At 67.7% G+C, this 22,409-nt stretch carries 20 protein-coding genes, 1 tRNA gene and 1 pseudogene; 9 read left to right on the top strand and 13 right to left on the bottom strand.

Annotated elements, in window-relative coordinates; genetic code table 11:
- Positions 1–8: 8 nt before the first annotated feature.
- Together O5M90_RS09840 and ureC are read left to right on the top strand one after the other, a co-directional pair.
- A complete protein-coding gene (locus tag O5M90_RS09840) occupies positions 9–665 on the top strand; it encodes a LysE family transporter (protein WP_332909463.1) in 657 nt (218 codons plus the stop codon).
- Positions 653–2,380 carry an urease subunit alpha gene (gene ureC, locus O5M90_RS09845; RefSeq protein WP_269838697.1) on the top strand — a complete coding sequence of 576 codons (1,728 nt, stop codon included), beginning with the start codon at positions 653–655 and terminating at the stop codon, positions 2,378–2,380. The genes O5M90_RS09840 and ureC overlap by 13 nt, the downstream gene beginning before the upstream one ends.
- Here ureC and O5M90_RS09850 read toward each other — a convergent pair.
- Entirely contained in the window at positions 2,325–3,257 is a 933-nt protein-coding gene (locus O5M90_RS09850; RefSeq protein ID WP_269838696.1) for a DMT family transporter, read from the bottom strand. The two genes, ureC and O5M90_RS09850, sit on opposite strands and share 56 nt — an antisense overlap.
- A 67-nt stretch (positions 3,258–3,324) precedes the next feature.
- A complete protein-coding gene (locus O5M90_RS09855; protein ID WP_269838695.1) occupies positions 3,325–4,170 on the bottom strand; it encodes an AraC family transcriptional regulator in 846 nt (281 codons plus the stop codon).
- 133 nt (positions 4,171–4,303) lie between these two features.
- On the opposite strand from O5M90_RS09855, the gene O5M90_RS09860 reads away from it, so the two are divergent.
- From O5M90_RS09860 to O5M90_RS09875, 4 genes are read left to right on the top strand one after another with little or no spacing between them, the layout of a single operon-like run.
- Positions 4,304–5,602 carry a hypothetical protein gene (locus O5M90_RS09860; RefSeq protein ID WP_269838694.1) on the top strand — a complete coding sequence of 433 codons (1,299 nt, stop codon included), beginning with the start codon at positions 4,304–4,306 and terminating at the stop codon, positions 5,600–5,602.
- Between the two features lie 22 nt (positions 5,603–5,624).
- Entirely contained in the window at positions 5,625–6,212 is a 588-nt protein-coding gene (gene ureE, locus O5M90_RS09865; protein ID WP_262969968.1) for an urease accessory protein UreE, read from the top strand.
- A 6-nt stretch (positions 6,213–6,218) separates the two neighbouring features.
- A complete protein-coding gene (locus O5M90_RS09870) occupies positions 6,219–6,941 on the top strand; it encodes an urease accessory protein UreF (RefSeq protein ID WP_269838693.1) in 723 nt (240 codons plus the stop codon).
- A complete protein-coding gene (locus O5M90_RS09875; RefSeq protein ID WP_269838692.1) occupies positions 6,941–9,937 on the top strand; it encodes a sensor histidine kinase in 2,997 nt (998 codons plus the stop codon). Before O5M90_RS09870 ends, O5M90_RS09875 begins: the two co-directional genes overlap by 1 nt.
- Positions 9,938–9,959: 22 nt before the next feature.
- On the opposite strand, the gene O5M90_RS09880 is transcribed toward O5M90_RS09875, so the two are convergent.
- Both O5M90_RS09880 and O5M90_RS09885 read right to left on the bottom strand, forming a co-directional pair.
- Complete coding sequence (locus O5M90_RS09880; RefSeq protein ID WP_440401995.1) at positions 9,960–10,409, bottom strand: YciI family protein; 450 nt, start codon at positions 10,407–10,409, stop codon at positions 9,960–9,962.
- A 166-nt stretch (positions 10,410–10,575) separates the two neighbouring features.
- Positions 10,576–10,851 (bottom strand): annotated as a pseudogene (locus O5M90_RS09885) (tyrosine-type recombinase/integrase); the annotation flags it as partial.
- A 449-nt stretch (positions 10,852–11,300) separates the two neighbouring features.
- Between O5M90_RS09885 and O5M90_RS09890 the strand changes: the two are divergent.
- Positions 11,301–11,939, top strand: coding sequence for an SLATT domain-containing protein (locus O5M90_RS09890; RefSeq protein ID WP_269838689.1), 639 nt, complete (start codon positions 11,301–11,303; stop codon positions 11,937–11,939).
- A 177-nt stretch (positions 11,940–12,116) separates the two neighbouring features.
- Positions 12,117–12,434, top strand: a complete 318-nt coding sequence (locus O5M90_RS09895) for a hypothetical protein (protein ID WP_269838688.1) — start codon at positions 12,117–12,119, stop codon at positions 12,432–12,434.
- A 131-nt stretch (positions 12,435–12,565) separates the two neighbouring features.
- On the opposite strand, the gene argJ is transcribed toward O5M90_RS09895, so the two are convergent.
- The 4 genes from argJ to secA all read right to left on the bottom strand — a co-directional run bounded on the left by argJ (position 12,566) and on the right by secA (position 18,072).
- Positions 12,566–13,795: a bifunctional glutamate N-acetyltransferase/amino-acid acetyltransferase ArgJ gene (argJ, locus tag O5M90_RS09900; RefSeq protein WP_269838687.1), complete on the bottom strand. Its 1,230-nt coding sequence runs from the start codon at positions 13,793–13,795 to the stop codon at positions 12,566–12,568.
- 119 nt (positions 13,796–13,914) lie between these two features.
- Complete coding sequence (locus O5M90_RS09905) at positions 13,915–14,571, bottom strand: FxDxF family PEP-CTERM protein (RefSeq protein WP_269838686.1); 657 nt, start codon at positions 14,569–14,571, stop codon at positions 13,915–13,917.
- Positions 14,572–14,606: 35 nt separating this feature from the next.
- Positions 14,607–15,143, bottom strand: a complete 537-nt coding sequence (locus O5M90_RS09910) for a PEP-CTERM sorting domain-containing protein (RefSeq protein WP_269838685.1) — start codon at positions 15,141–15,143, stop codon at positions 14,607–14,609.
- A 187-nt stretch (positions 15,144–15,330) separates the two neighbouring features.
- The gene (secA, locus tag O5M90_RS09915) at positions 15,331–18,072 is read right to left on the bottom strand and encodes a preprotein translocase subunit SecA (protein ID WP_137941066.1); all 2,742 of its coding nucleotides are present in this window, start codon (positions 18,070–18,072) and stop codon (positions 15,331–15,333) included.
- A 254-nt stretch (positions 18,073–18,326) separates the two neighbouring features.
- Between secA and O5M90_RS09920 the strand changes: the two genes are divergently transcribed.
- On the top strand, positions 18,327–18,692 hold the full coding sequence (locus O5M90_RS09920; RefSeq protein WP_269838684.1) for a hypothetical protein: 366 nt from the start codon (positions 18,327–18,329) through the stop codon (positions 18,690–18,692).
- A 27-nt stretch (positions 18,693–18,719) separates the two neighbouring features.
- On the opposite strand, the gene O5M90_RS09925 is transcribed toward O5M90_RS09920, so the two are convergent.
- The 5 genes from O5M90_RS09925 to O5M90_RS09945 form a co-directional block, all read right to left on the bottom strand.
- A tRNA-Thr gene (locus O5M90_RS09925) sits at positions 18,720–18,795 on the bottom strand.
- A 63-nt stretch (positions 18,796–18,858) separates the two neighbouring features.
- The gene (locus O5M90_RS09930; RefSeq protein ID WP_262969980.1) at positions 18,859–19,428 is read right to left on the bottom strand and encodes a ClpXP protease specificity-enhancing factor; all 570 of its coding nucleotides are present in this window, start codon (positions 19,426–19,428) and stop codon (positions 18,859–18,861) included.
- 11 nt (positions 19,429–19,439) lie between these two features.
- Positions 19,440–20,057, bottom strand: a complete 618-nt coding sequence (locus tag O5M90_RS09935; protein ID WP_137941068.1) for a glutathione S-transferase N-terminal domain-containing protein — start codon at positions 20,055–20,057, stop codon at positions 19,440–19,442.
- 138 nt (positions 20,058–20,195) lie between these two features.
- Positions 20,196–20,978, bottom strand: coding sequence for a cytochrome c1 (locus O5M90_RS09940; RefSeq protein ID WP_269838683.1), 783 nt, complete (start codon positions 20,976–20,978; stop codon positions 20,196–20,198).
- Between the two features lie 17 nt (positions 20,979–20,995).
- Positions 20,996–22,396, bottom strand: coding sequence for a cytochrome b (locus O5M90_RS09945; RefSeq protein WP_137941070.1), 1,401 nt, complete (start codon positions 22,394–22,396; stop codon positions 20,996–20,998).
- Positions 22,397–22,409: the final 13 nt, after the last annotated feature.

Here is a 22,409-nt window from a genome sequence, read left to right on the forward strand (position 1 = left end):
CCCTGTTCATGACGGCCTTTGGCCTGGGCCTGGTCTTCAATGCCGCGCCCGGTGCGGTGTTCGCCGAGACCGTGCGTCAAGGCCTGCGCGGCGGCTACCGGCCGGCACTGGCGGTGCAGCTGGGCTCTCTGGTCGGCGATGCCAGCTGGGCGCTGGTGGGCCTGGCCGGCATCGGCTTCGCCTTGCAGTGGGAGGTCTTGCGCTGGCCGGTCGGCCTGGCCGGCGCGGCCTATCTGGGCTATCTGTCCTGGGACAGCTGGCGCGCCGCGCGCACCGTCCATGAACTGGGTGTCGATGCGGCGGCGGGCCACGCGGCCAGGCCGCTGCGCGCCGGCATGCTGCTGTCGCTGACCAATCCGCAGAACCTGGCCTACTGGGCGGCGATGGGCAGCGCGATGGGCGCGATCGGCCTGGCCGAACCGAGGCCGGCCGACTACGGCCTGTTCTTCGCCGGCTTCATGGCCGCCTCGCTGGCCTGGGCCTTCATCTGCGCGGCCCTGGTGGACCGCTTGTTCCGGCGCGTCGGCGCGCGCTGGGCCCGCTTCACCTACCGGCTCTGCGCCGCCGCGCTGCTGGCCATGGCCCTGGGCACGCTGCGCGACCTGGCCTCGCAGACCCCGACCCGCATTGACACCCACAAGGAACCCGTTCTATGGCCCAGATAGGACGACGCGCCTATGCCGAGATGTTCGGCCCCACCGTCGGCGACCGGGTCCGGCTGGCCGACACCGCGCTGATCATCGAGGTCGAGCAAGACCTGACCCTGGGCGCTGGAGGCTATGGCGAAGAGGTCAAATTCGGCGGCGGCAAGACCATACGCGACGGCATGGGCCAGTCGCAGCGCGCCAACGGCCCCGGCCCCGGCGACGCGATGGACTGCGTGATCACCAATGCGCTGATCATCGATCACTGGGGCATCGTCAAGGCCGATATCGGTCTGCGCGGCAAGCGGATTGCCGCCATCGGCAAGGCCGGTAACCCGGATGTGCAGCCCGGCGTCGATATCGTCATCGGCCCCGGCACCGAGATCATTGCGGCCGAGGGGCTCATCGTCACGGCCGGGGCGGTCGACACCCACATCCACTTCATCTGCCCCCAGCAGGTCGAGGAGGCGCTGATGAGTGGCGTCACGACCATGATGGGCGGCGGCACCGGCCCGGCCACCGGCACACTGGCGACCACCTGCACGCCGGGGCCCGAGAACCTCAAACGCATGCTGCTGGCGGCCGATGCCTTCCCTATGAATCTGGGCTTTCTCGGCAAGGGCAATGCCAGCCGGCCGGAGGCGCTGCGCCAGCAGATCGAGGCCGGCGCGATCGGTCTGAAGCTGCACGAGGACTGGGGCACGACGCCGGCCGCGATCGACTGCTGCCTGTCGGTGGCCGACGAGTTCGACGTGCAGGTCTCCATCCACAGCGACACGCTCAACGAGAGCGGCTTCGTCGAGGACACGATGGCCGCGACCCAGGGCCGCACCTTGTGCGCCTTCCACACCGAGGGCGCCGGCGGCGGCCATGCGCCGGACATCATGCGCGTCGTGGGCGAGAACAACTTCCTGCCCTCCTCGACCAATCCCACGATGCCCTACACCGTCAACACGGTGGACGAGCATCTGGACATGCTGATGGTCTGCCACCATCTGGACGCCAGCGTGGCCGAAGACCTGGCCTTCGCCGAGAGCCGCATCCGCCGCGAGACCATCGCGGCCGAGGATGTGCTGCACGATCTGGGTGCGATCTCGATGTTCTCGTCCGACTCCCAGGCCATGGGCCGGGTCGGCGAGATGGTGATGCGCTGCTGGCAGACCGCGCACAAGATGAAGCTGCAGCGCGGGCCGCTAGCGGGCGACACGGAGCGCAACGACAACACCCGCGTCAAGCGCTATATCGCCAAGCTGACGATCAACCCGGCGCTCTCGCATGGCGCGGCGCATGAGATCGGCTCGGTTGAAGTAGGCAAATGGGCCGACCTGGTGTTCTGGCGGCCGGCCTTCTTCGGCGTCAAGCCCAGCCTGATCGTCAAGGGCGGCTTTATCGCCGCCGCCGCGATGGGCGACCCGAACGCCAGCATCCCGACGCCGCAGCCGGTGCACTACCGGCCGATGTTCGGCAGCTTTGGCGGCGCGGTCGCCCAGGGCTCGCTGACCTTTGTCTCGCAGAGCGCGCTGGACTCGGGCGTGGCGGCCGGCTATGGCCTGAAGAAGACCCTGAGCGCCGTGCGTGGCTGCCGCACGGTCAGGAAGACCGACATGATCCACAACGCCTATCTGCCCAAGATGCAGATCGACGCCCAGACCTATGAGGTGCGGGCCGACGGCCAACTGCTCACGTGCGAGCCGGCGCGCGAGCTGCCGATGGCGCAGCGCTACTTTCTGTTCTAGCGCCGCCGGTGCTGGCCAGCACGACCGCCGCCAGCACGCAGGCCAGGCCCGCCCACTGCCAGGGCTGCACCGCCTCGCCCAGAAAAAGCGCCGACAGCAGCAGGGCCGAGACCGGCAGCCAGGCCGTGGCCAGCGAGGCGCGGACGCCGCTGGTGCGCGCGCTGCCCGCATACCAGAGCACGAAGCCACCGACCGTCGGCAGCCAGGCGTAGTAGGCAATGCCCATCAGCGCCGCCGGACTCAGGGTCGAGGGCGTGCTGCGGGCCAGATAGCAGGCCGGCAGCACCGACAGCAGCAGGCCGCCCGCGCACATCAGCGTCGACAGCAGCAGCGGCGGCAGCGGCTGGCGCAGCCGCTTGTTGCCGAGGATGAAGACCGCCTCGCAGGCGATCGCGGCCAGCACCGCGGCAATGCCCAGCAGCCGGGTCGGCTTGGCTGCGGCCGAGTCGGGCGCCAGCGCCAGGGCCATCACGCCCAGCGTCGCAAGCGCGATCGCGCCCAGCAGGCGCAGCCCGGGCCGCTCGCCCAGCATCAGCACGGCCAGCAGCGCCGCCATCGCCGGCAGCGTGCCGGCCACCACGCCGGCATCGGCCGCGCTGGACCACATCACCCCCTGGATCAGCAGCACCGTGTAGCCGACGCTGCCGGCCGCCGCCTGCACCAGCAAGAGCAGCGCGTCGTGGCGGGACAGGCGCGGCATCACGCAGCCGGAGCGCCAGGCCAGCCAGACGAACACCGGCAGCGCCATCGCGTGGCGCAGCGCGGTGGCCAGAAAGGGCTCGATGTCCGCGCCGATGATCTTGCTGACCGCCACCGTGCTGCCCACCAGCAGCATCGCCAGGCTGCACAGCAGCTGGCCCTTCAACGCATCCGACATGCGAGACCCCATCAAGACAAGAAGAAGGCTCGCAGTCTGGCCACGCCGGGCGGCCCGGTCTTGAACGCTATTGCGGCCGCCAGGCCCCGGGCGTGAGGCCGAAGTGGCGGGCAAACACCCGTGTCATATGGCTCTGGTCGGCAAAGCCGGCGGCCGCGGCGGCATCGGCCAGCGCGCTGCCGGAGGCGATCAGGCGCCGTGCCCGCTCGGCCCGCAGTTGCAGCAGCCAGGCATGGGGTGGCAGGCCATGGACCGCCTCGAAACGGCGCAGCAGCTGGTATCTGCTCAGGCCCAGCGGCGCGGCCAGCTCGGCCAGACTGGGCACCACCGCGCCGGCATCGGCGTCGGCCAGGCGCTCGCGCACCGTGGCCATCTCGGCCACCGTCGCCGTCTCGGCGGGCTGTGGCGCCGCCGTCGAGTAGCGCTCCAGCAGCAGGCCCAGCACCCGCAGCAGGGCCTGCTCGCAGGCCAGGGCGGCCAGTGCGGTCGGCCCGGCCTGCCAGGCATCGAGCCGCGCGAACAGCCGCGCCAGCACCAGCCGCAAGCGGGCATCGGCGATCACCGGCCGGGTCAGCTCGGCGGTACCCGAACCTGAAGCCGAACCCGAAGCCATGGCCGCGACCACCTCGGGGTCCAGGTAGAGCATGCGCCAGCGCCGCGAGTCGATGCCCAGCGGGCGGCCGTCGTGCACCTCGCCGGGGTTGCTGGTGATCAGCTCGCCGGCAAAGGCGTCGACACTGCCGCGCCCACTGGCCGAGCGCTGCGCGCCCTGCAGCAGCAGGCCCAGGCCGTAGCTGTCGTGCCAATGGCGGCCGAAGTGGCGGCCGCTGTCGATCAGGCTGCCGTACACGCCGGACCAGGGCGTGGCCAGAACGCGGGATCGGTGCGCGGGCGTGGGCGAGGAAGAGGCCATGGCCGGCATTGTGCCCAAGCCGGCTGGCGCCGGTTTGGGCTGTTTTTTCGGGCCAAGTCGCCCGAACACGGGGCCGGATTTGAGGCACCATGCGCGGGCGGCAGCTTGCCGTGGCGAAGCTCGGAAAGGGCCCATGGATCGATTGGCCGAGCAAGTCGTGGCCTGGCATAACCGCCACCCGCTTGCCAAAAAGATCAGCATTTACGACGTCCACACCATAGGCGTGGTGGCCCTGCCCTTTATGCGCAGCGGCCGCCCGGCTGCGGCCGCGGAACCCATCGAGCCGGTGCTGGGCGAGGAGCTCACCGAGCCGGCCGCAGCGCCGCCCCCGGCCAAGCCTTTCACCAAGAAGCCCTGGTGGCAAGCCCTGACCCCGCTGCTGGCCCGCCTGGGCCGGGTGCGCGGCGCCGATGCGGCCTGGCCGCTGTTCAGCGAGCGCTTCATCCACAACCTGTCGCCGCGCCGCGTGGCCGCCTTCGCGCTGCGCCACGGCCACGCCAACCCGCCCGGCGAGCCCGACTGGCCGCAGCGCGAGGTCGCGATCGACGAAGGCCTGATGGCGCGCGGCGCGGCCCAGGCCGGCGGAGCCTGGCCTTACGAGCTCTATCTGATGAGCGCCGGCATCGACGCCGGCGCCTCGCGCACCCGGGTGCTGCTGGCGCGCGGCGCCGGCGGCCGCATGGAGGTGCTGGGCCGGCGCTGCCTGAACCCGCTGCCGCTGGCCGTGCTGGCCCTGCTGCTGCTGGCTGCACTCGGCCTCGGGGCCTGGTGGCAGTGGGGCGGCGGGCCGGAGGCGGCGGCACCGGCGGCCTCGGCGGCCAGTGCCGTGTCCGCACCGGCCCCTGCACCGGCCCCTGCACCGATCTCCACACCGGCCTCCGCACCGGCCTCTGCCCCAGTGGCTGCCCCGGCCTCCGCAGCGCTCGAGCCTGCAGTCTCTGCGGCATCGGCCGCGTCGGCCGCCGAGCCGGCCCCGGCGCTGCCGGCCTCCGAGGTCCAGGTCGCGGCTTCGGCGCCCGATATCCGTCCGCGCCTGGTGCCGTCGCCGCGTCCCCGCCCGGACGCGCCCAGCGCGGCGCCGGCCGCCACGGCCGCCTCCGATGTGCTGTCCCGCGAGCTGAACCGCCGCCCCGATCCGCCCCAGGCCCTGCCGCAAAGCCGAGGCGAACCCAAACCGATGCCAGCAGGCAAGCAGGTGGCCCTGGTCGGCCCGGCGCAAGCCAGCAAGGCCGAGGCCGAGGCGCACTTGGAGCGCATGCGCGCGATGCTGGGCCAGACCGTGCGCGAGCCCGACAGCTTGCAGGCCCAGGTGTTCCAGACCCATGAGGGCTGGCGCGCCGCGATCTGGCCTTTTGCCAGCCGCGAGCAGGCCCAGCTGATCAATGCCACGCTGATTGCGCGGGGCTTGAGAACCAGGGCCGTCGACTTCTAGTTTCTGCTCCAGAATGTCGGCCATGCTGACCGTCAACAAACTGATCGCCCGCGGCCAGGGCCTGGCCCCGGTCCTGCTCAAGCGCGCCGCCAGCGTCGAGCTGGACTGGGATGTGCGCCAGAAGAGCCGTTTCGACGCCACCGACAGCCAGGGCCGCCACCTCGGCGTGTTCCTGCCGCGCGGCACCGCCGTGCGCGGTGGCGATGTGCTGGTGGCCGAGGACGGCTCGCTGGTGCGCGTGATCGCGGCGCCGCAGGCCGTGCTCGAGGTGCGCGCCTGCGCCGAGCATGGCAGCCCCTTCGACCTGCTGCGCGCCGCCTACCATCTGGGCAACCGCCATGTGCAGCTGGAGCTGCAGCCCGAGCGCCTGCTGCTGGAGCCTGACCATGTGCTGGCCGATATGCTGCGCCAGATGCATCTGATCGTCAGCGAGACCCACAGCGCCTTCGAGCCCGAGGCCGGCGCCTATGCGGCCGAAGGCCATGCTCACCATGATCACGGCCATGCGCACAGCCATGCGGCGCCCGCGCCGGCTCGTGGCAAGCCGATCGGCATCGCCGTCGCTGCAGCGCCCGCGCCGCATGTGCACGGCCCCGGCTGCAAGCACTGAGCGCCGATGCCGCGCGTCCGCCCGGCGCCAGCGCCGCTCACCGCCAGCGCCTGGCTGCAGCTGATGCAGCTGGCCTCGCCGGCCCTGCCGGTGGGCGGCTTCAGCTATTCGGAAGGCCTGGAGGCGGCGGTCGAGTCCGGTCGGGTCACGAACGAGGCCACCGCCACGCGCTGGCTGCTGGACCAGCTGCGCCTGGCTCTGGGCCGCGCCGACCTGCCGGCCTGCGCCAGCGCGATGCGGGCCTGGCTGAGGCAAGACCTGGCACGGGTCAGCGAGCTCAACGACTGGCTGCTGCAGACCCGCGAGACCCAGGAGCTGCGCCTGCAGAGCGAGCAGATGGGGCGCTCGCTGCTGGAGTGGCTGCGCAACAAGGGGCTGGACGATGCGCTGAGCCAGGCCCAGCTCGCCCATCTGGCCGCGCTGCGCCCGGCGCCGAGCTGGCCCATCGCCTTCGCGCTGGCCGCCGCTCAAACGGGGGCGCCGCTGCGTGAGGCCATGCTGGCCCATGCCTTTGGCTGGGCCGAGAACATGGTGGGTGCGGCCATCAAGGCCGTGCCGCTGGGCCAGAGCGCCGGCCAGCGCATGCTGCAGGCGCTGAGCGCCGAAATTCCGGCCAGCGTCGACGCCGCGCTGGCGCTGCCCGACAGCCAGCGCCAGGCCTTCACGCCGATGCTGGCCATTCTCTCGGCCCAGCACGAGGCGCAGTACTCGCGGCTGTTCCGCTCCTGATGCGCGGGCTGGTTGCGCTGCTGCTGCTGGTCGCCTGCCAGGGCGCAGCGGCCGAGGCCTTGCTGGAGCGCTTCTCGCACACCGCCTGGAGCGTCAACGAGGGGGCGCCGGCCGATGTCTGGACCCTGTCGCGCTCGCAGCGCGGCTATCTCTGGCTGGGCACCGGCCTGGGGCTTTACCGTTTCGATGGCGTGCGCTTCGACCGCTACCCGCTGCGCGAGGGCCAGCGCCTGCGCTCGACCAATATCAATGCGCTGATCGAGCTGCCCAACGGCGATGTCTGGATCGGCCTGTATGCCGGCGGCACCGTGCGGCTGCGCGACGGCATCGCCAGCGCCCATGGCGAGGCGCAGGGCATGCCGCCGGGCCGGGTGCTGCGCTTCGCACAGACAGGCGATGGCACGCTGTGGGCCGCCAGCACCGGTGGCCTGGCCCGTTATGTCGACGGGCGCTGGCAGACGGTCGGTGCGGACTGGGCTTACCCGGCAGCGGCGGCCTACTATGTGTTCGTCGACCGTCGCGGCACGCTCTGGGTCGCGGCGCCGGACACGGTGTGGTTCCTGCCGGCCGGCGAGCGCCGCTTCCGCCGCAGCGGCGCCCTGGTCTCGCGCCATGCGGTGCTGGCCGAAGACCCGCAGGGGCGGGTCTGGGTCTCGGACGCCTTGCTGGGCACGCGCCCGCTGGGGGCGGTGCCGGAGCAGCCCCGCCTGGCAGGCCCGGGGGCCGCGCCGGTGGTGCAGGCCAAGCAGCTGCTGTTCGCCGGCGACGGCAGCCTGTGGTTGACCGATGTGCGCGGCGGCGTGCTGCGGCTGCCGGCGCCGCAGCGCATCGCGAGCGGCCAGGCCCTGGCGGCGGCCGATCTGCCGGAGCGCTTCACGCGCCAGCAGGGCCTGCCGGCCGATGTGGCCGTGCCCCTGGTCGAGGACGCCGAGGGTCAGGTCTGGGTCGGCACCAATTACGGCATCAGCAGCTTCAGGCAGCGGCGGCTGCGCGAGGTGCCGGAGTTGGCGCTCAAGCCCCATCACGGCTTCACCATCATGGCCCATGGCGACGGCGTGCTGGCCACCAACTGGGACCAGCCGCTCTATCTGGCCCCGCCCGCGCCGCCGCAGCTGCGCCCACGCCGCGCGCCGGTGCGGGCCGGCACGGCCGCGCCCGACGGCGCCTTGTGGGAAGTCGACAGCGAGGGCATCTGGCGCAGCGGCCCCGACGGGCGCTGCCGCATCGAGCTGGGCGTCGCCCCCCGCGTGCTGGCGCTGGCGCCCGATGCCGGCGGCGGCGCCTGGCTGGCCGTCGACGAGGCCGGCATCTTCCACGCCGACTGCGCCGGCGCGCGCCGCGAGCGCTCGGTCGAGCGCGGCAGCGCGCTACCGACCGCGATCGCCACCAGCGCCGATGGCTCCGTCTGGTTCGGCTACGACGACGAGTTGCTGCACCTGGCCGGCGGCCGCGTGAGCCGCTACACGGCGGCCGACGGCCTGCTGGTGGGCCGGGCCACGACGATAGCGCCGGCCCGCCAGGGCGGCGTCTATATGGCCGGCGAGGCCGGCTTCGCGCGCTTTGACGGCCAGCGTTTCGGGCTCGTCAGCGCTGCGCAGGACGAGGCTTTCGCCCATATCACCGGCATCATCGAGCTGCCCGACGGCGAGCTCTGGCTCAACGGCGGCCGCGGCCTGCTGCGGGTGGCGGCGGCCGATGTGGACGCGCTGTTCGCCGGGCCGCAGGCCCGGCGCAACTACCGCCTGCTCGACTGGCGCGACGGCCTACCCGGCGTGGCCCAGCAGGCCCAGCTGACGCCCACCGCGCTGCGCGATCGCGCGGGCCGCATCTGGGTCGCGACCAATCGCGGCGTGGCCTGGATAGACCCCGCCGATGTGCCGCGCAATGAGCGGCCGCCGCCGGTCGAGATCCAGAGCCTGCGCGCCGGCGACCGGCTGCTGACGCCGCAAGCCGGCATGCGCCTGCCCGAGGGCACGCGCACGCTGGCGATCCGTTTCACGGCGCTGACCCTGGCGGTGTCGGACCGGGCGCGCTTTCGCTACCGGCTCGACGGCATCGACGGCGACTGGCAGGAGGCCGGCCATCGGCGCGAGGCGGTCTATGCCAATCTGGGCCCGGGCCGCTACCGCTTCCGCGTCATCGCCGCCAATGCCGACGGCGTCTGGAATGCCGAGGGCGCGACGCTGACCTTCGAGATTGCGCCGCGCTTCTGGCAGAGCCCGGTGTTCCAGGTCATCGCCGTGCTGGCCGTGCTGGCGCTGGCCTGGGGCCTGTACCTGCTGCGGGCCCGTGCGATCGCGACCCAGGTGCGGCTGCGGCTGGAGGAGCGCCACCGCGAGCGCGAGCGCATCTCGCGCGAGCTGCACGACACCTTGCTGCAGGGCTTCCAGGGGCTGATCCTGTCCTTCCACGCGGCCACGCAGCGCATCCAGGATCTGGAGTTGCGCCAGTGGATCGAACGCGCCATCGAGCGCGCCGAGGCCGCGATGATCGAGGGCCGCGAGCGCATGCGCGAGCTGCGCCATCTGCCCGAGCTCGGGTCCGCGCTGGAGGACGCGCTGGCGCTGGCGGGTGCGGCCCTGGTCGCCGAGGGCTGCGCCTTCCGGGTCAGCGTCAGCGGCGACCGGCGCCGGCTCAGCCCGCTGCTGTGCGACGAGTTGCTGCTGATCGTGCGCGAAGCCTTGAGCAATGCGGCCCGCCACGCGCGCGCCGGCAGCATCGAGGTGGCGCTGATCTTCGAGGACCAGGGCCTGCGTCTGCGCATCAGTGACGATGGCATCGGCATCGCCGCGCCCGTCCTTGCGCGCGGCTACCGCGAGGGGCACTACGGCCTGCAGACGATGCGCGAGCGCGCCCGGCGCCTGGGCGGCACGCTGGCGATCGGCGCCGGCCCGGCCGGTGGCACGCAGGTCGAGATCAGCCTGCCGGCGGCGCTGGTCTTTGCGAAGGGCGGTGGTTGGTGGTCGACGCTGTGGCGGCGCCGCAGGCGGTCTTGACCATCGAGCGCGAGCTCGCGGCCTACGACCGCGTCGCGCCGCGCGATTGCCAGGCCGAGGCGCTCCAGGTGGGCGCAGCCTCCTCGATCAGCCGCAGAATCTCGGCCGGCAGGTCGCCCGCGCCGGTCAGCTGCCGGACCTCCAGAACATCGTCCGCGCCGAAACCGGACGGCGCGCGCAGCGCCCACTGGACTGCCTCGTTGAGCGAGCCCACCTCGATGAGGTAGAAACCGCCGACCAGTTCCTTGGACTCGGCAAAAGGCCCGTCCACCACATAGCGCCGGCCGTTCGCCACCGCGATGCGGGCGCCCGGCGCCACCGGGTTGAGGCCCTCCGAGGCGACCAGCACACCGGCCTGATGCATCTCCTCGTTGAAACGCATATAGGCCTTGAAGAGCTCCGGATCGAAGGCCGGCTGTGCTTGCCCGCCCGCCTTGTCCGCGCTCGCCTGCGCCGTGATGATGAATCGCATGTCCTGGTCTCCGATGAAGCTTGCTTGTTGCCCGGTGAAGCTACGACGCGCGAGGGCCGGGCCGATCGACAAGGGCATTGTCTTGAAGGCACGCTTGTCGTGGAACTGGCGACTGGCGTTCGGGGCGCGCGGCGCCGGTGGAGGCGGAACAACAATATGGCAACGCTCATGCGTTCGCCCGCCCTGCCAGCGAGTCCATCGGACTGCAAACGCCGCCGCCACCGACCTTGAGCACATGGGTGTAGATCATCGTGGTGGCCACATCGGCATGCCCCAAAAGCTCCTGCACCGTCCGGATGTCGTAGCCGGCTTGCAGCAGGTGGGTCGCGAACGAATGCCGCAACGTGTGCGGCGTGGCCGGTTTGTGAATGCCAGCGGCCGTCACCGCCCGTTTGAACACGCGCTGTAAGGTCTGGTCGTAGAGATGGTGACGACGGATCCCCGGGCGTGCGCGGGATCGACGATGGTGCGACCACCTCGCAATGCAAGCCTTGCGCGCTGAGGTGGCGCCAGATGACGAACCCGCAGGGGCCGGCCTCGTAGACGATGTGCAGCGGCTGGCCGCGGCTGACGAGTTTGCGCAGCGACTTGTCCAGCGACGCGAGGTCGCCCTTGATGCTGCCGATATGTCGAATCTCGGCGTCGCGCGGCGCGTCCGCCACGGCGATGTCGATACTGTCCTTATGCACGTCCAGTCCGACATACAAGATGCTAGATTTGCTCATGGCCCGACTCCTCGCAAACTCGCAACGCCCCGGCAGCCCGTCCGCCGGGTGCATTGGTGTAGCTCTGCAGGCCCAGTGCCCGCAACCTACGGCATCGCAGGAGTCGGGCCGCCCGAGTTCACGAAGCCATCTTGTCTAGAGCCCACAAACAACTTCGCATCCTCCTATGTGGCCATTCAAAAACTCCCAGCGCGTTGAGGATCCGGATCGCCTTCGCCGATTCTTAGGCGAACTGAACGGCGTGGATTGGCAATCAAATCAGCAGGGCGCGCTTACTAGTACGTTCAACGCCTTAAACGATCTCATCCACCATGAGGTTCAGTTCTACTATCGAGCCCGAAAGAAGCAGCGGCTCTTCTCCATTCTGACTAGAGGTGCTGCTATCGGACTCGCATCGGTGGGGGTAATGATTCCTCTTCTTGCCGGCGCCGATACAAAGCTGTTCGGAGCGGCGGCGCCATACGGCTACCCACTGCTGGTTGCGGCTGGCGCTGTACTGGCAGTTAACCGCATGTTCGGGGCTACGGGGGGGCACATCCGTTACGTGACCGCACAGCTGGAGCTAGAACGCATCATCACAAAGTTTCGTCTTGCTTGGATTGCGTATGTCGCGCGGCAACCAATCCACTCAACAGGAGTGTCTACCGCGCCAGAAGCGTTCAATCTGATGAACGACTTCGTTGATCAAGCCTACAGAGTCATCCAGTTGGAGACCGAAGTGTGGGGAAAGTCAGTTTCTGAGGCTCTTCAAGAGCAACAAGCCCAACTTCCAAGCAAACCGAAGCCCGAGCCTGGCATCCAGTGAGCCCTCTCAAGTCGCTCGTTCTAACTGATTGATTTGCAATGAACTTTCCGAAGCGACTTTCGGGCGATTTGCGGCCTTGGCCCGATTACTTCGCTAACCCTTCCATCGAGAGGACTCGCCCCGGCAAGCCAGGTCGAGCCTCTCATGTCAAACGTTGGGCGTCGTCAGGAGACCCGCATGACCGATGAATGGAGCCGCTCGGAGAAGAAAATTGCTCGCCGCGTCTTTGATGCGGCGCTGCATCGCGAACTTGCTGCAGTCCTGCAAACCTTCAAGGCCATGGCGGCGAGTGCGAGTGATCCGGAAAGCATGTGGTCTACGGAAGAATTCTTGTCCAAGTCGCGGCGCGAAATTGACAGCAAGTACGACTACAGATATTCGCAGCTTCACGCTGTCTTTGGCCGACTGCTGCGGGAGGGGCGGATATCTGAAGAAGATCTATCTGGTCTTTCGGAAAGCAAGATGAATGTCATCTTGCGAATCGCTGCATTTTGAAGGCCCTGCTGCCAGCAAGAGCAGTCGCCGCCCTCACCCCCAACCCCGCCAGCGCCGCGCCCGCCCCCAGCGCCGACCCCGACCAGCGCCCAGACCAGCCAGGGCAGCACAGCGCCTGACCCGGCGCCGGCTCAGCTGCGGTAGTCGGCGTTGATGCTGACGTAGTCGTGGCTCAGATCGCAGGTCCAGACCGTGGTCTGGGCTGGGCCGCGATGCAGGTTCACGCGCACCGTGATCTCGCTTTGCTTCATCACGCGCTGGCCGTCCTCCTCGCGATAGTCGGGGTGGCGGCCGCCCTTGGTGACCACATGCACATCGTCGAGATGCATCTCGATCAGGGTCTGGTCCAGATCGGCGATGCCGGCATAGCCGACCGCCGCCAGGATGCGGCCCAGGTTCGGGTCGCTGGCGAAGAAGGCGGTCTTGACCAGCGGCGAGTGGGCGATGGCATAGGCGGCCAGCTTGCACTCGGCCTCGTCGCGGCCGCCCTCGATGACGATGCTGATGAACTTGGTCGCACCCTCGCCGTCGCGCACGATGGCCTGGGCCAGCTGCTGCGCGACCGCGATCACCGCCGCGCGCAAGACCTGGCCCTCGGGGCTGCTCAGCGACTCGATGCGGGCGTGAGCGGCCTTGTGGGTGGCGATCAGCACAAAGCTGTCGTTGGTCGAGGTGTCGCCATCGATGGTGATGCGGTTGAAGCTGGCATCGGCCGCCTCGGTCACCAGACTTTGCAGCAGCTCGGGCTGGATATTGGCATCGGTGGCCACATAGCCCAGCATCGTCGCCATATTCGGACGGATCATGCCCGCGCCCTTGGAGATGCCGGTGATGGTGACGGTCTGCCCGCCGATCTGGACCTGGCGCGAGGCGGCCTTGGGCAGGGTGTCGGTGGTCATGATGCCGGCGGCGGCCTCGTCCCAGGCGTCGGTGCGCAAGGCGGCCAGGGCCGCCGGCAGGCCGGCGATGATGCGATCGGCCGGCAGGGTTTCCATGATGACGCCGGTCGAGAACGGCAGGATCTGACTCGCTTGCACGCCCATCAGGCCGGCCAGCGCCGCACAGGTCGAGCGGGCACGGGCCAGGCCGTCCTCGCCGGTGCCGGCATTGGCATTGCCGGTGTTGACCAGGATCGCACGGATGCCCTGGCCACCATCCAGGTGCTCGCGGCAGATCTGCACCGGCGCCGCGCAGAAGCGGTTCTTCGTGAACACGCCGGCCACCGACGACCCCTCGTCCAGCGCGATCACGCTCAGATCGCGGCGATTGGCCTTGCGCACGCCCGCCATGGTCACGCCCAGGCGCACGCCGGGCACGGGATGGAGGGAGGCAGGGTCGGGGGCGTTCAGATTGACGGGCATGAAGGTCTCGCGGGCAAGAAAGGACGGATGGCGCGGATTGTAGGGAGAGATTGCAAAAGCAAAGGGCTCCCGAGGGAGCCCTTCAATGCCGAGGCAGCGAGGATTCAGAGCAGGACGGCTCAGCCGGCACGCTGGCGCCGGCGCGCCACAAAACCGACGAGGCCCAAGCCAGCCAGAAGCATCGCGTAGGTGCCGGGCTCAGGAACTGCCGTGACAGTCACCAAGTCCTGGTAGTCCTGGTGCTGCAGCTTGGTCAGTTGATACTTGGCCGGGCCTTGGTAGCTGTCTGCCGCATCCAGAAAGCCGTTCACCTTGTTCAGGAACGCGGTGTCCTCCTGGGCGGTGCTGTCCGCGTTCAGAAACGCGAACTGGTAACTGCCCTGCGAAGCGTCGAGTTGTGCGCTCTGCTCGTGGGTGATTTCCCAGACTGCCGTCTGGAAAGCCGCGCGGTCCAGATCGGAACTCAACAGACCGTAGCTGGTCGAAAAAAGACCTTGCAACTGGCGCGACTGGGTGGAGCCAAAGCTGCCAGCGGTATAGCTCTGCACACCGGCGAGCGCATAGCTCTGGCCGATCTCCACACAGAAGGCTTCGAAGCTCGCGCCGCCCAGCGCCTTGTACTGCATGCCGCCACTCAGATAGTCTTCACTGACGGCACCGTCGGTGACCATGGTGATCTCGGTGCCCAGGGTCTGGGTGTACTCGATGTCCAGCACCGCAGCGCTGGCGCTGCCGGCAGCCAGGGCCAGGGCGCTTACTAGGATCTTGTTCTTCATGAGGCGTCTCGCTTGGAAGGATCGGCGTGTTCGGTTCAGCGGGCTGCGCGGCGGCGGCGCACCAGCGCCAGGGCGCCCAATGCCGTCACGGCCAGGGCCAGCGAGGCAGGTTCAGGCACAGCCTGCAGCGTGCCGGCCCCAGACAGCGAGCTGTTGAACTTGCTGCTGTAGCTATTCATCTGCACCTTCACATCCCAATCCCCGGCACTCAGCAGCACCGGGCTCAGGGCGTAGCTCCAACCCCAGTGCGTAACGTCAATCTTCTTGCCGGGTGTGACCCAATGGTCACCGGTGACGGACAGGAACTTGTACTCATCGTCCATCAGGTCGAACAGGTACTGTTCGCTGCCCTTGCTCAGAGTGATCGACTGGATGACCACGTTGTCCTTCTTGTTCGAGACGGACTTGAGGTAGCCGTTGAACAGCGATTGCTGGTCAACATGCAGCGTGTAGCTGGCCGACCAGGGCGCCTGTCCATCCAGGACTTTGGAGCCGAAGGTCACCGGCGAGGCCGATGCCAACGGGGCTGCCAAGCCCAGGATCAAGGGAAGAAGAGCAATGTGGGGCTTCATAGACAGGTTCTTGCGCCGGGTATTCTGTTGAAGTTCCGGTGCTGCGGACCTCCCGCACCGTTGAACTTCACTTTAGGGGGATGGCCTTGACATGCGCACCCCCCATCCACGGGCTTGGGCCTTGAAGTGTGCGAACTACGTCACATTCACCCCCGGATAAGGGGGCTGAGCTGACGCAGCCGCCACCTCAATTCAGTTTGCCGTGGCAGGCCTTGTACTTCTTGCCGCTGCCGCAAGGGCAGGGATCGTTGCGACCGACATGGGCGTACTGCGAGCCGGCCGGCGCTGCCGCGTCCTGCGACACCGAACCGTCCTCGTTGGGATGGGTGTAGGTGACGTTGCTGATGTGCTCGGCGCGCTCCTCGATCGCTTCGGCGGCGCGGGCCACCTCTTCCTGCGACTGGATGCGCACATTCAGCAGGGTACGGGTGACTTCCATCTTGACCACGTCCAGCAGCTGGGAGAACAGCTCGAAGGCCTCGCGCTTGTACTCCTGCTTGGGGTTCTTCTGCGCATAGCCGCGCAGATGGATGCCCTGGCGCAGATAGTCCAGCGCCGCCAGATGCTCGCGCCAGTGCTGGTCTATGCTTTGCAGCAGCACCATGCGCATGAAGGGCGAGAACTGCTCGACGCCGACGCGCTCGAGCTTGTCGGCGAACAGCGCGTCGCCGGCGGCCACCACCTTGGCGAGGATGTCCTCATCGGTGATGGAGTCGCTCTTCTCGACCTCGGCGGCCAGGCCCACATCGAGCTGCCACTCGCTCTTCAGCACCCGCTCCAGCCCGGCCAGGTCCCACTGCTCTTCCAGGCTCTCGGCCGGCACATAGGTCCGCACCACGTCTTCCAGCGTGCTGGCGCGCAGATTGCCGATCTGGGCCACCAGGGAGTCGGCCTCGAGGATGTCGTTGCGCTGCTGGTAGATCACCTTGCGCTGGTCGTTCGACACATCGTCGTATTCCAGCAGCTGCTTGCGCACATCGAAGTTGCGCGCCTCGACCTTGCGCTGCGCGCCCTCGATCGAGCGGGTCACGATGCCGGCCTCGATGGCCTCGCCCTCGGGCATCTTCAGCCGGTCCATGATGGCGCGCACGCGGTCGCCGGCGAAGATGCGCATCAGCTGGTCGTCCAGCGACAGATAGAAGCGCGAGGAGCCCGGGTCGCCCTGGCGGCCCGAACGGCCGCGCAGCTGGTTGTCGATGCGGCGGCTCTCGTGGCGCTCGGTCGCGATGATGCGCAGGCCGCCGGCGGCCTTGACCTGCTCGTGCAGGCCGGCCCACTCGTCCTTGAGCTTCTGGATACGCGCGGCCTTCTCGGCCTCGGGGATCGCCGCATCGGCCTCGATGAACTGCACCTGCTTCTCGACATTGCCGCCCAGCACGATGTCGGTGCCGCGGCCGGCCATATTGGTAGCGATCGTGATCACACCGGGCCGGCCGGCCTGGGCCACGATCTCGGCCTCCTTGGCATGCTGCTTGGCATTGAGCACCTGGTGCGGGAGCTTGGCCTTGGTCAGGAGGCTGGAGATCAACTCCGAGTTCTCGATCGAGGTGGTGCCCACCAGCACCGGCTGGCCACGCTCATGGCAGTCGCGGATGTCCTGGGTGACGGCGTCGAACTTTTCCTTGGTGGTCTTGTAGACCAGGTCCAGCTCGTCCTTGCGGATCGTGGGACGGTTCGGCGGGATCACCACGGTCTCCAGACCGTAGATCTCCTGGAACTCATAGGCCTCGGTATCGGCCGTGCCGGTCATGCCGGCGAGCTTGCCGTACATGCGGAAATAGTTCTGGAAGGTGATCGAGGCCAGCGTCTGGTTCTCGCTCTGGATCGCCACGCCTTCCTTGGCCTCGACGGCCTGGTGCAGGCCGTCGCTCCAGCGCCGGCCGCTCATCAGCCGGCCGGTGAATTCGTCGACGATGACGACCTCGCCGTTCTGCACCACGTAATGCTGGTCGCGGTGATAAACATGGTGCGCGCGCAGCGAGGCGTACAGATGGTGCATCAGCGTGATGTTGGCGGAGTCGTACAGGCTCGCGCCCTCGGCCAGCAGACCGGCCTGGCTCAGGTACTTCTCGGCGTTCTCGTGGCCGTCCTCGGTCAGATAGATCTGGTGCGACTTTTCGTCGACCGTGAAGTCGCCGGGCTCGACCACGCCCTCACCAGTGCGCAGATCGAGCTCGCCGATCTGCTTCTTCATCAGCGGCGCGACCTTGTTGATCGCCAGATAGACATCGGTCTGGTCGTCGGCCTGGCCGGAGATGATCAGCGGCGTGCGGGCCTCGTCGATCAGGATCGAGTCGACCTCGTCGACGATGGCATAGGCGGTGCCGCGCTGCACGCGGTCGGCCGTCTCGTAGACCATGTTGTCGCGCAGATAGTCGAAGCCGTACTCGTTGTTGGTGCCGTAGGTGACATCGGCGCGGTAGGCGGCCTGCTTCTCCTCACGCGGCATGTTCGGCAGGTTGATGCCCACCGTCAGGCCGAGGAAGTTGTAGAGCTTGGCCATCCACTCGGCATCGCGCCGGGCCAGATAGTCGTTGACCGTCACCAGGTGCACGCCCTTGCCGGTCAGCGCATTCAGATAGACCGGCAGCGTGGCCATCAAGGTCTTGCCCTCGCCGGTGCGCATTTCGGCCACCTTGCCGGCATGCAGCACCATGCCGCCGATCAGCTGCACATCGAAATGGCGCATCTTCAGCGCGCGCTTGCCGCCTTCGCGCACCACGGCAAAGGCCTCGGGCAGGATCGCGTCCAGGCTCTCGCCGCCAGCCACACGCTGCTTGAATGCCTCGGTCTGGGCGCGCAGCTCATCGTCGCTGAGCGCTTCGAACTTGGGCTCCAGCGCATTGATCTGCTGCACGACGCGGCGGTATTGCTTGAGCAGGCGCTCATTGCGGCTACCGAAAATCTGGGTAAGAAGCTTGGGCAACATGCAGCGTGTCTGTCTTGGACTTGAAGGTAGGCGGACCAGGTCTGAGCCGCTGGCGTGCCCGCTCGGGGGCAACGACGGGCGCGGCAATCAGCCCGTGGAGTTCTGTTCTTGCTTGTTCGACGGTTTCTACAGCTGAGGGCGTCGCGCCGGCTTGCAAGCCGGGTGCCGGCCTCGGCCTGCAGAAAAACCCGCCGAGTTTAGCATCGGCACCCCGCACGCCCGGGCCGGCCAGGCTGCGGGACTACACTGAGGCCATGTCCACGACGACGCGCCCTCTGAGCCCTTATCGCCCGCGCCGCGCCGCCAAGCACGGCGGCCCCTCGGTGCCCGAGCCGATGCCGATCGAGCGGGCGATGAACGGCCATACGGGACTGGCGCGGCTGGGCCTGCTGCTGCAGGAATCGAACCGGCGCATGGCCATCGTCAGCGTCGCGCTGCCGGGCGCACTGACGCGCTTCGTGAAGCCGGGGCCTATCGATGAGGAGGGGTGGACGTTGCTGGCCTCGAACGCCGCCGCGGCGGCCAAGCTGAGGCAGTTGCAGCCGCGGCTGCTGGAGCTGCTGGCCGAACAAGGCATTCCCGCCGCCAAGCTGCGCATCAAGGTGATGCAGCCCGGCTGAGGATGCTGTTGGGCGCAAGAAGAAAAATGGTGCCGGCTATCGGATTCGAACTGATGACCTACCGCTTACAAGGCGGTTGCTCTACCAACTGAGCTAAGCCGGCACGGGCTTGATGCGAGGGCGCATTGTAGGGGCAAAAAACCAGCCCTACCCCGGCCCCCGGCAACTATTTGACGCGCTTGAGCGCCGGGCGACCGCCACCGGATGCCGGGCCGCCGGAATCATCCGGACCGGGCTCGGTGACCGGGTCGGCCGCCTTGGGCTGGTCCTGTGGCTCGGCCGGACCGGGCGCCAGCCGCAGGCCTCGCGCGGGCGGACGCACCGGCGGGCTTGGCACGGCTGCGGCCACCGGCGAGGTGCTGCCGGCCAGGCTCAAAGGCGCGCTCGGCGCATCGGCGCTGGGCGCGGGAAAGGCCATGCCCTGGCCGTTCTCGCGCGCATAGATCGCCACCACATGATCGACCGGCACGACGATCTCGCGCGCCACGCCGCCGAAGCGGGCCTTGAACTGGATGAACTCGTTGCCAAGTTCCAGCCCGCTGGTCGCGTCGAAACCGACGTTCAGCACGATTTCGTTATTGCTGACGTACTCGTTCGGAACCTGCACGAAACGATCCACATGCACCGCGATATAGGGCGTGAAGCCGTTGTCGGTGCACCAGTCGTGCAGGGCCCGTATCAGATACGGCCGGGTCGAGGTGCTGGCGGCCGCGCCGCCATCGGAACTTTGATCCATGGGGTCGCAGTTTACTTGCGCATCACCTTCTCGGACGGCGTCAGCGCCTCGATATAGGCCGGGCGCGAGAAGATGCGCTCGGCGTACTTCAGCAGCGGCAAGGCGTTCTTCGACATATCGATGCCGTAGTAGTCCAGGCGCCACAGCAGCGGTGCGATGGCCACGTCGAGCATCGAGAAGTCGTCGCCCAGCATGTACTTGTTCTTCAGGAAGATAGGCGCGAGCTGGGTCAGGCGGTCGCGGATCTGGGCGCGGGCCTTTTCCAGCTGCTTGTCGGTCGCCTTGACGGCTTGCGAGCGGCCTTCCAGCACATTGACGTGAGCGAACAGCTCCTTCTCGAAATTGAGCAGGAACAGGCGCACGCGGGCGCGGGCCACCGGGTCGCCGGGCATCAGCTGCGGATGCGGGAAGCGCTCGTCGATGTACTCGTTGATGATGTGCGACTCATACAGGATCAGGTCGCGCTCGACGAGGATGGGCACCTCGTTGTAGGGATTCATCAGCGCGATGTCTTCGGGCTTGGCGAACAAGTCCACATCACGGATTTCGAAGTCCATGCCCTTCTCGAACAGCACGAAGCGGCAGCGGTGCGAATAAGGGCAGGTAGTTCCAGAATAAAGCACCATCATGGCGGCAGGCTCCCGAGAAGGTCGGTGGGTGATTCACGGGCTCATGCTGGACGAGCACCGCACAAAATGCAAACGCAGTGGAGGCCGAGGCGCCCCACTGCGGTCAACTCAGGCCCGGCCAAGCTGGGCCTGCAAGGCTTACTTCACGTCTTTCCAGTAAGACGCGTTCAGACGCCAGGCGAACAACGTGAACACGCTGAGGAACAGCAGCACCAGCACGCCCAGACGGAAGCGCTGGGACTGCGCCGGCTCGCCCATCCACTGCAGATAGGCGACCAGGTCGGCCATCGCCTCGTCGAACTGCTGGGGGTTCAGCTTGCCCGGGGTCAGCTGCTCATAGCCCTTGAACACATGGACGGTCTTGCTGGCGTCATGCGGATCGGGTTCGTCAGCGAACTTGGCGGCACGCTGGCCCTGCAGCTCCCACAGCACATGCGGCATGGCCACGCTGGGGAAGGCCATATTGTTCCAGCCGGTGGCCTTGGTGTCGTCGCGGTAGTAGGTGCGCAGATAGGTGTACAGATAGTCCGCACCCGAGCCCTGGCCGGCGGCCGCACGCGAGCGCGCGATCACGGTCAGGTCCGGCGGCGTGGCACCGAAGAAGTCCTTTGCCTGCTTGGGGTCCAGCGAGATCTTCATCGTGTCGCCGACCTTGTCGCTGGCGAACATCAGATTGCTCTTGATCTGCGCCTCGCTCAGGCCGATGTCGGCCAGCCGGTTGTAGCGCATGAAGGCGGCCGAGTGGCAGTTCAGGCAGTAGTTGACGAAGAGCTTGGCGCCGTTTTGCAGCGCGGCCATGTCCGTCATCTTCTCCTTGGGAAACTTGTCCCACTCGATGCCGCCGCCGGCGGCCGAAGCGCCCGACACCAGCCCGGCGCTCAGCGCCAGCGAGGTCAGCAGCGTAGCAATGAATTTTTTCATTCTTGGAACTCCGATGCTCAGTGGGCGTGGAAGGTCACACGGTCAGGCACGGGCTTGGGCGTGCCCAGCTTGCTCCACCAGGGCATCAGCAGGAAGAAGCCGAAATAGAACAGCGTGCCGATCTGCGCGATCAGGGTGCCGATATCGCTGGGCGGCTTGATGCCCAGATAGCCCAGCACCAGGAAGAACACGACAAACACGGCGTACACATACTTGTGCCAGTCGGGGCGATAGCGGATCGACTTGACCGGGCTGTGATCCAGCCAGGGCAGGAAGAACAGGATCACGACCGCGCCGCCCATCACGACCACGCCCCAGAACTTGGCGTCGAAGGTCTTCAGCAAAGCCATCGCGACCAGGGCCACCACGGTGGCGGCAATCTTGCCCTTGGTCGAGAAGCCGCTCTTCAGCCAGGCCAGCACCACCGCCGCGCCGACCAGACCCACCAGCACATTGACCATCGGGTCAGTGGTGGCGCGCAGCATCGAGTAGTAAGGCGTGAAGTACCAGACCGGGGCGATATGCGCCGGTGTCTTCAGCGGGTCGGCCGGGATGAAGTTGTTGTACTCCAGGAAATAGCCGCCCATCTCCGGGGCAAAGAAGATGATGGCGGTGAACACCATCAGGAACAGGCCGACGCCGAAGATGTCGTGCACCGTGTAGTAGGGATGGAAGGCGATGCCGTCCAGCGGCTTGCCCGACGCATCCTTCTTGGCCTTGATCTCGACGCCGTCGGGGTTGTTCGAGCCGACCTCGTGCAGCGCGATGATGTGCGCCACCACCAGGCCCAGCAACACCAGCGGGATCGCAATGACGTGGAAGCTGAAGAAGCGGTTCAGCGTCGCATCGCTGACGACGAAGTCGCCGCGGATCAGCAGGGCCAGGTCTTCACCGACGAAAGGCACGGCGGCGAACAGGTTCACGATCACCTGCGCGCCCCAGTAGGACATCTGGCCCCAGGGCAGCAGATAGCCCATGAAGGCCTCGCCCATCAGGCACAGAAAGATGCCGCAACCGAAGATCCAGACCAGCTCGCGCGGCTTGCGGTAGGAGCCGTAGATCAGGCCGCGGAACATGTGCAGATAGACCACGACGAAGAAGGCCGAGGCCCCGGTCGAGTGCATATAGCGGATCAGCCAGCCCCAGGGCACATCACGCATGATGTACTCGACCGAGGCAAAGGCCAGCGCCGCGTCCGGCTTGTAGTGCATCACCAGGAAGATGCCGGTGACGATCTGGATCACCAGCACCAGCAGGGCCAGCGAGCCGAAGATGTACCACCAGTTGAAGTTCTTCGGTGCGTAGTATTCGGAGAGATGCTCTTTGTAGAGCTTGGATGCTGGGAAACGGTTGTCCACCCAGGTCAGCAGCTTTTCGCCGATCGGAGCACCGGCGGGAGCTTCTTTGAATTCAGCCATGTTGACCTCTGTC

The sequence above is a fragment of the Paucibacter sp. M5-1 genome, from assembly GCF_027498415.2.
GTDB lineage: Bacteria > Pseudomonadota > Gammaproteobacteria > Burkholderiales > Burkholderiaceae_C > Roseateles_E.

What these genes read in the sequence shown, in the direction of transcription:
- O5M90_RS09880 (WP_440401995.1), bottom strand. Translation starts at nt 10,409, where the DNA reads ATGCGATTCATCATCACGGCGCAGGCGAGCGCGGACAAGGCGGGCGGG.
- O5M90_RS09930 (WP_262969980.1), bottom strand. Translation starts at nt 19,428, where the DNA reads ATGGATCAAAGTTCCGATGGCGGCGCGGCCGCCAGCACCTCGACCCGG.
- ureC (WP_269838697.1), top strand. Translation starts at nt 653, where the DNA reads ATGGCCCAGATAGGACGACGCGCCTATGCCGAGATGTTCGGCCCCACC.
- O5M90_RS09935 (WP_137941068.1), bottom strand. Translation starts at nt 20,057, where the DNA reads ATGATGGTGCTTTATTCTGGAACTACCTGCCCTTATTCGCACCGCTGC.
- O5M90_RS09905 (WP_269838686.1), bottom strand. Translation starts at nt 14,571, where the DNA reads ATGAAGAACAAGATCCTAGTAAGCGCCCTGGCCCTGGCTGCCGGCAGC.
- O5M90_RS09855 (WP_269838695.1), bottom strand. Translation starts at nt 4,170, where the DNA reads ATGGCCTCTTCCTCGCCCACGCCCGCGCACCGATCCCGCGTTCTGGCC.
- O5M90_RS09840 (WP_332909463.1), top strand. Translation starts at nt 9, where the DNA reads ATGACGGCCTTTGGCCTGGGCCTGGTCTTCAATGCCGCGCCCGGTGCG.
- ureE (WP_262969968.1), top strand. Translation starts at nt 5,625, where the DNA reads ATGCTGACCGTCAACAAACTGATCGCCCGCGGCCAGGGCCTGGCCCCG.
- O5M90_RS09920 (WP_269838684.1), top strand. Translation starts at nt 18,327, where the DNA reads ATGTCCACGACGACGCGCCCTCTGAGCCCTTATCGCCCGCGCCGCGCC.
- O5M90_RS09910 (WP_269838685.1), bottom strand. Translation starts at nt 15,143, where the DNA reads ATGAAGCCCCACATTGCTCTTCTTCCCTTGATCCTGGGCTTGGCAGCC.
- O5M90_RS09875 (WP_269838692.1), top strand. Translation starts at nt 6,941, where the DNA reads ATGCGCGGGCTGGTTGCGCTGCTGCTGCTGGTCGCCTGCCAGGGCGCA.
- secA (WP_137941066.1), bottom strand. Translation starts at nt 18,072, where the DNA reads ATGTTGCCCAAGCTTCTTACCCAGATTTTCGGTAGCCGCAATGAGCGC.
- O5M90_RS09870 (WP_269838693.1), top strand. Translation starts at nt 6,219, where the DNA reads ATGCCGCGCGTCCGCCCGGCGCCAGCGCCGCTCACCGCCAGCGCCTGG.
- O5M90_RS09890 (WP_269838689.1), top strand. Translation starts at nt 11,301, where the DNA reads ATGTGGCCATTCAAAAACTCCCAGCGCGTTGAGGATCCGGATCGCCTT.
- O5M90_RS09860 (WP_269838694.1), top strand. Translation starts at nt 4,304, where the DNA reads ATGGATCGATTGGCCGAGCAAGTCGTGGCCTGGCATAACCGCCACCCG.
- O5M90_RS09945 (WP_137941070.1), bottom strand. Translation starts at nt 22,396, where the DNA reads ATGGCTGAATTCAAAGAAGCTCCCGCCGGTGCTCCGATCGGCGAAAAG.
- O5M90_RS09940 (WP_269838683.1), bottom strand. Translation starts at nt 20,978, where the DNA reads ATGAAAAAATTCATTGCTACGCTGCTGACCTCGCTGGCGCTGAGCGCC.
- argJ (WP_269838687.1), bottom strand. Translation starts at nt 13,795, where the DNA reads ATGCCCGTCAATCTGAACGCCCCCGACCCTGCCTCCCTCCATCCCGTG.
- O5M90_RS09895 (WP_269838688.1), top strand. Translation starts at nt 12,117, where the DNA reads ATGACCGATGAATGGAGCCGCTCGGAGAAGAAAATTGCTCGCCGCGTC.
- O5M90_RS09850 (WP_269838696.1), bottom strand. Translation starts at nt 3,257, where the DNA reads ATGTCGGATGCGTTGAAGGGCCAGCTGCTGTGCAGCCTGGCGATGCTG.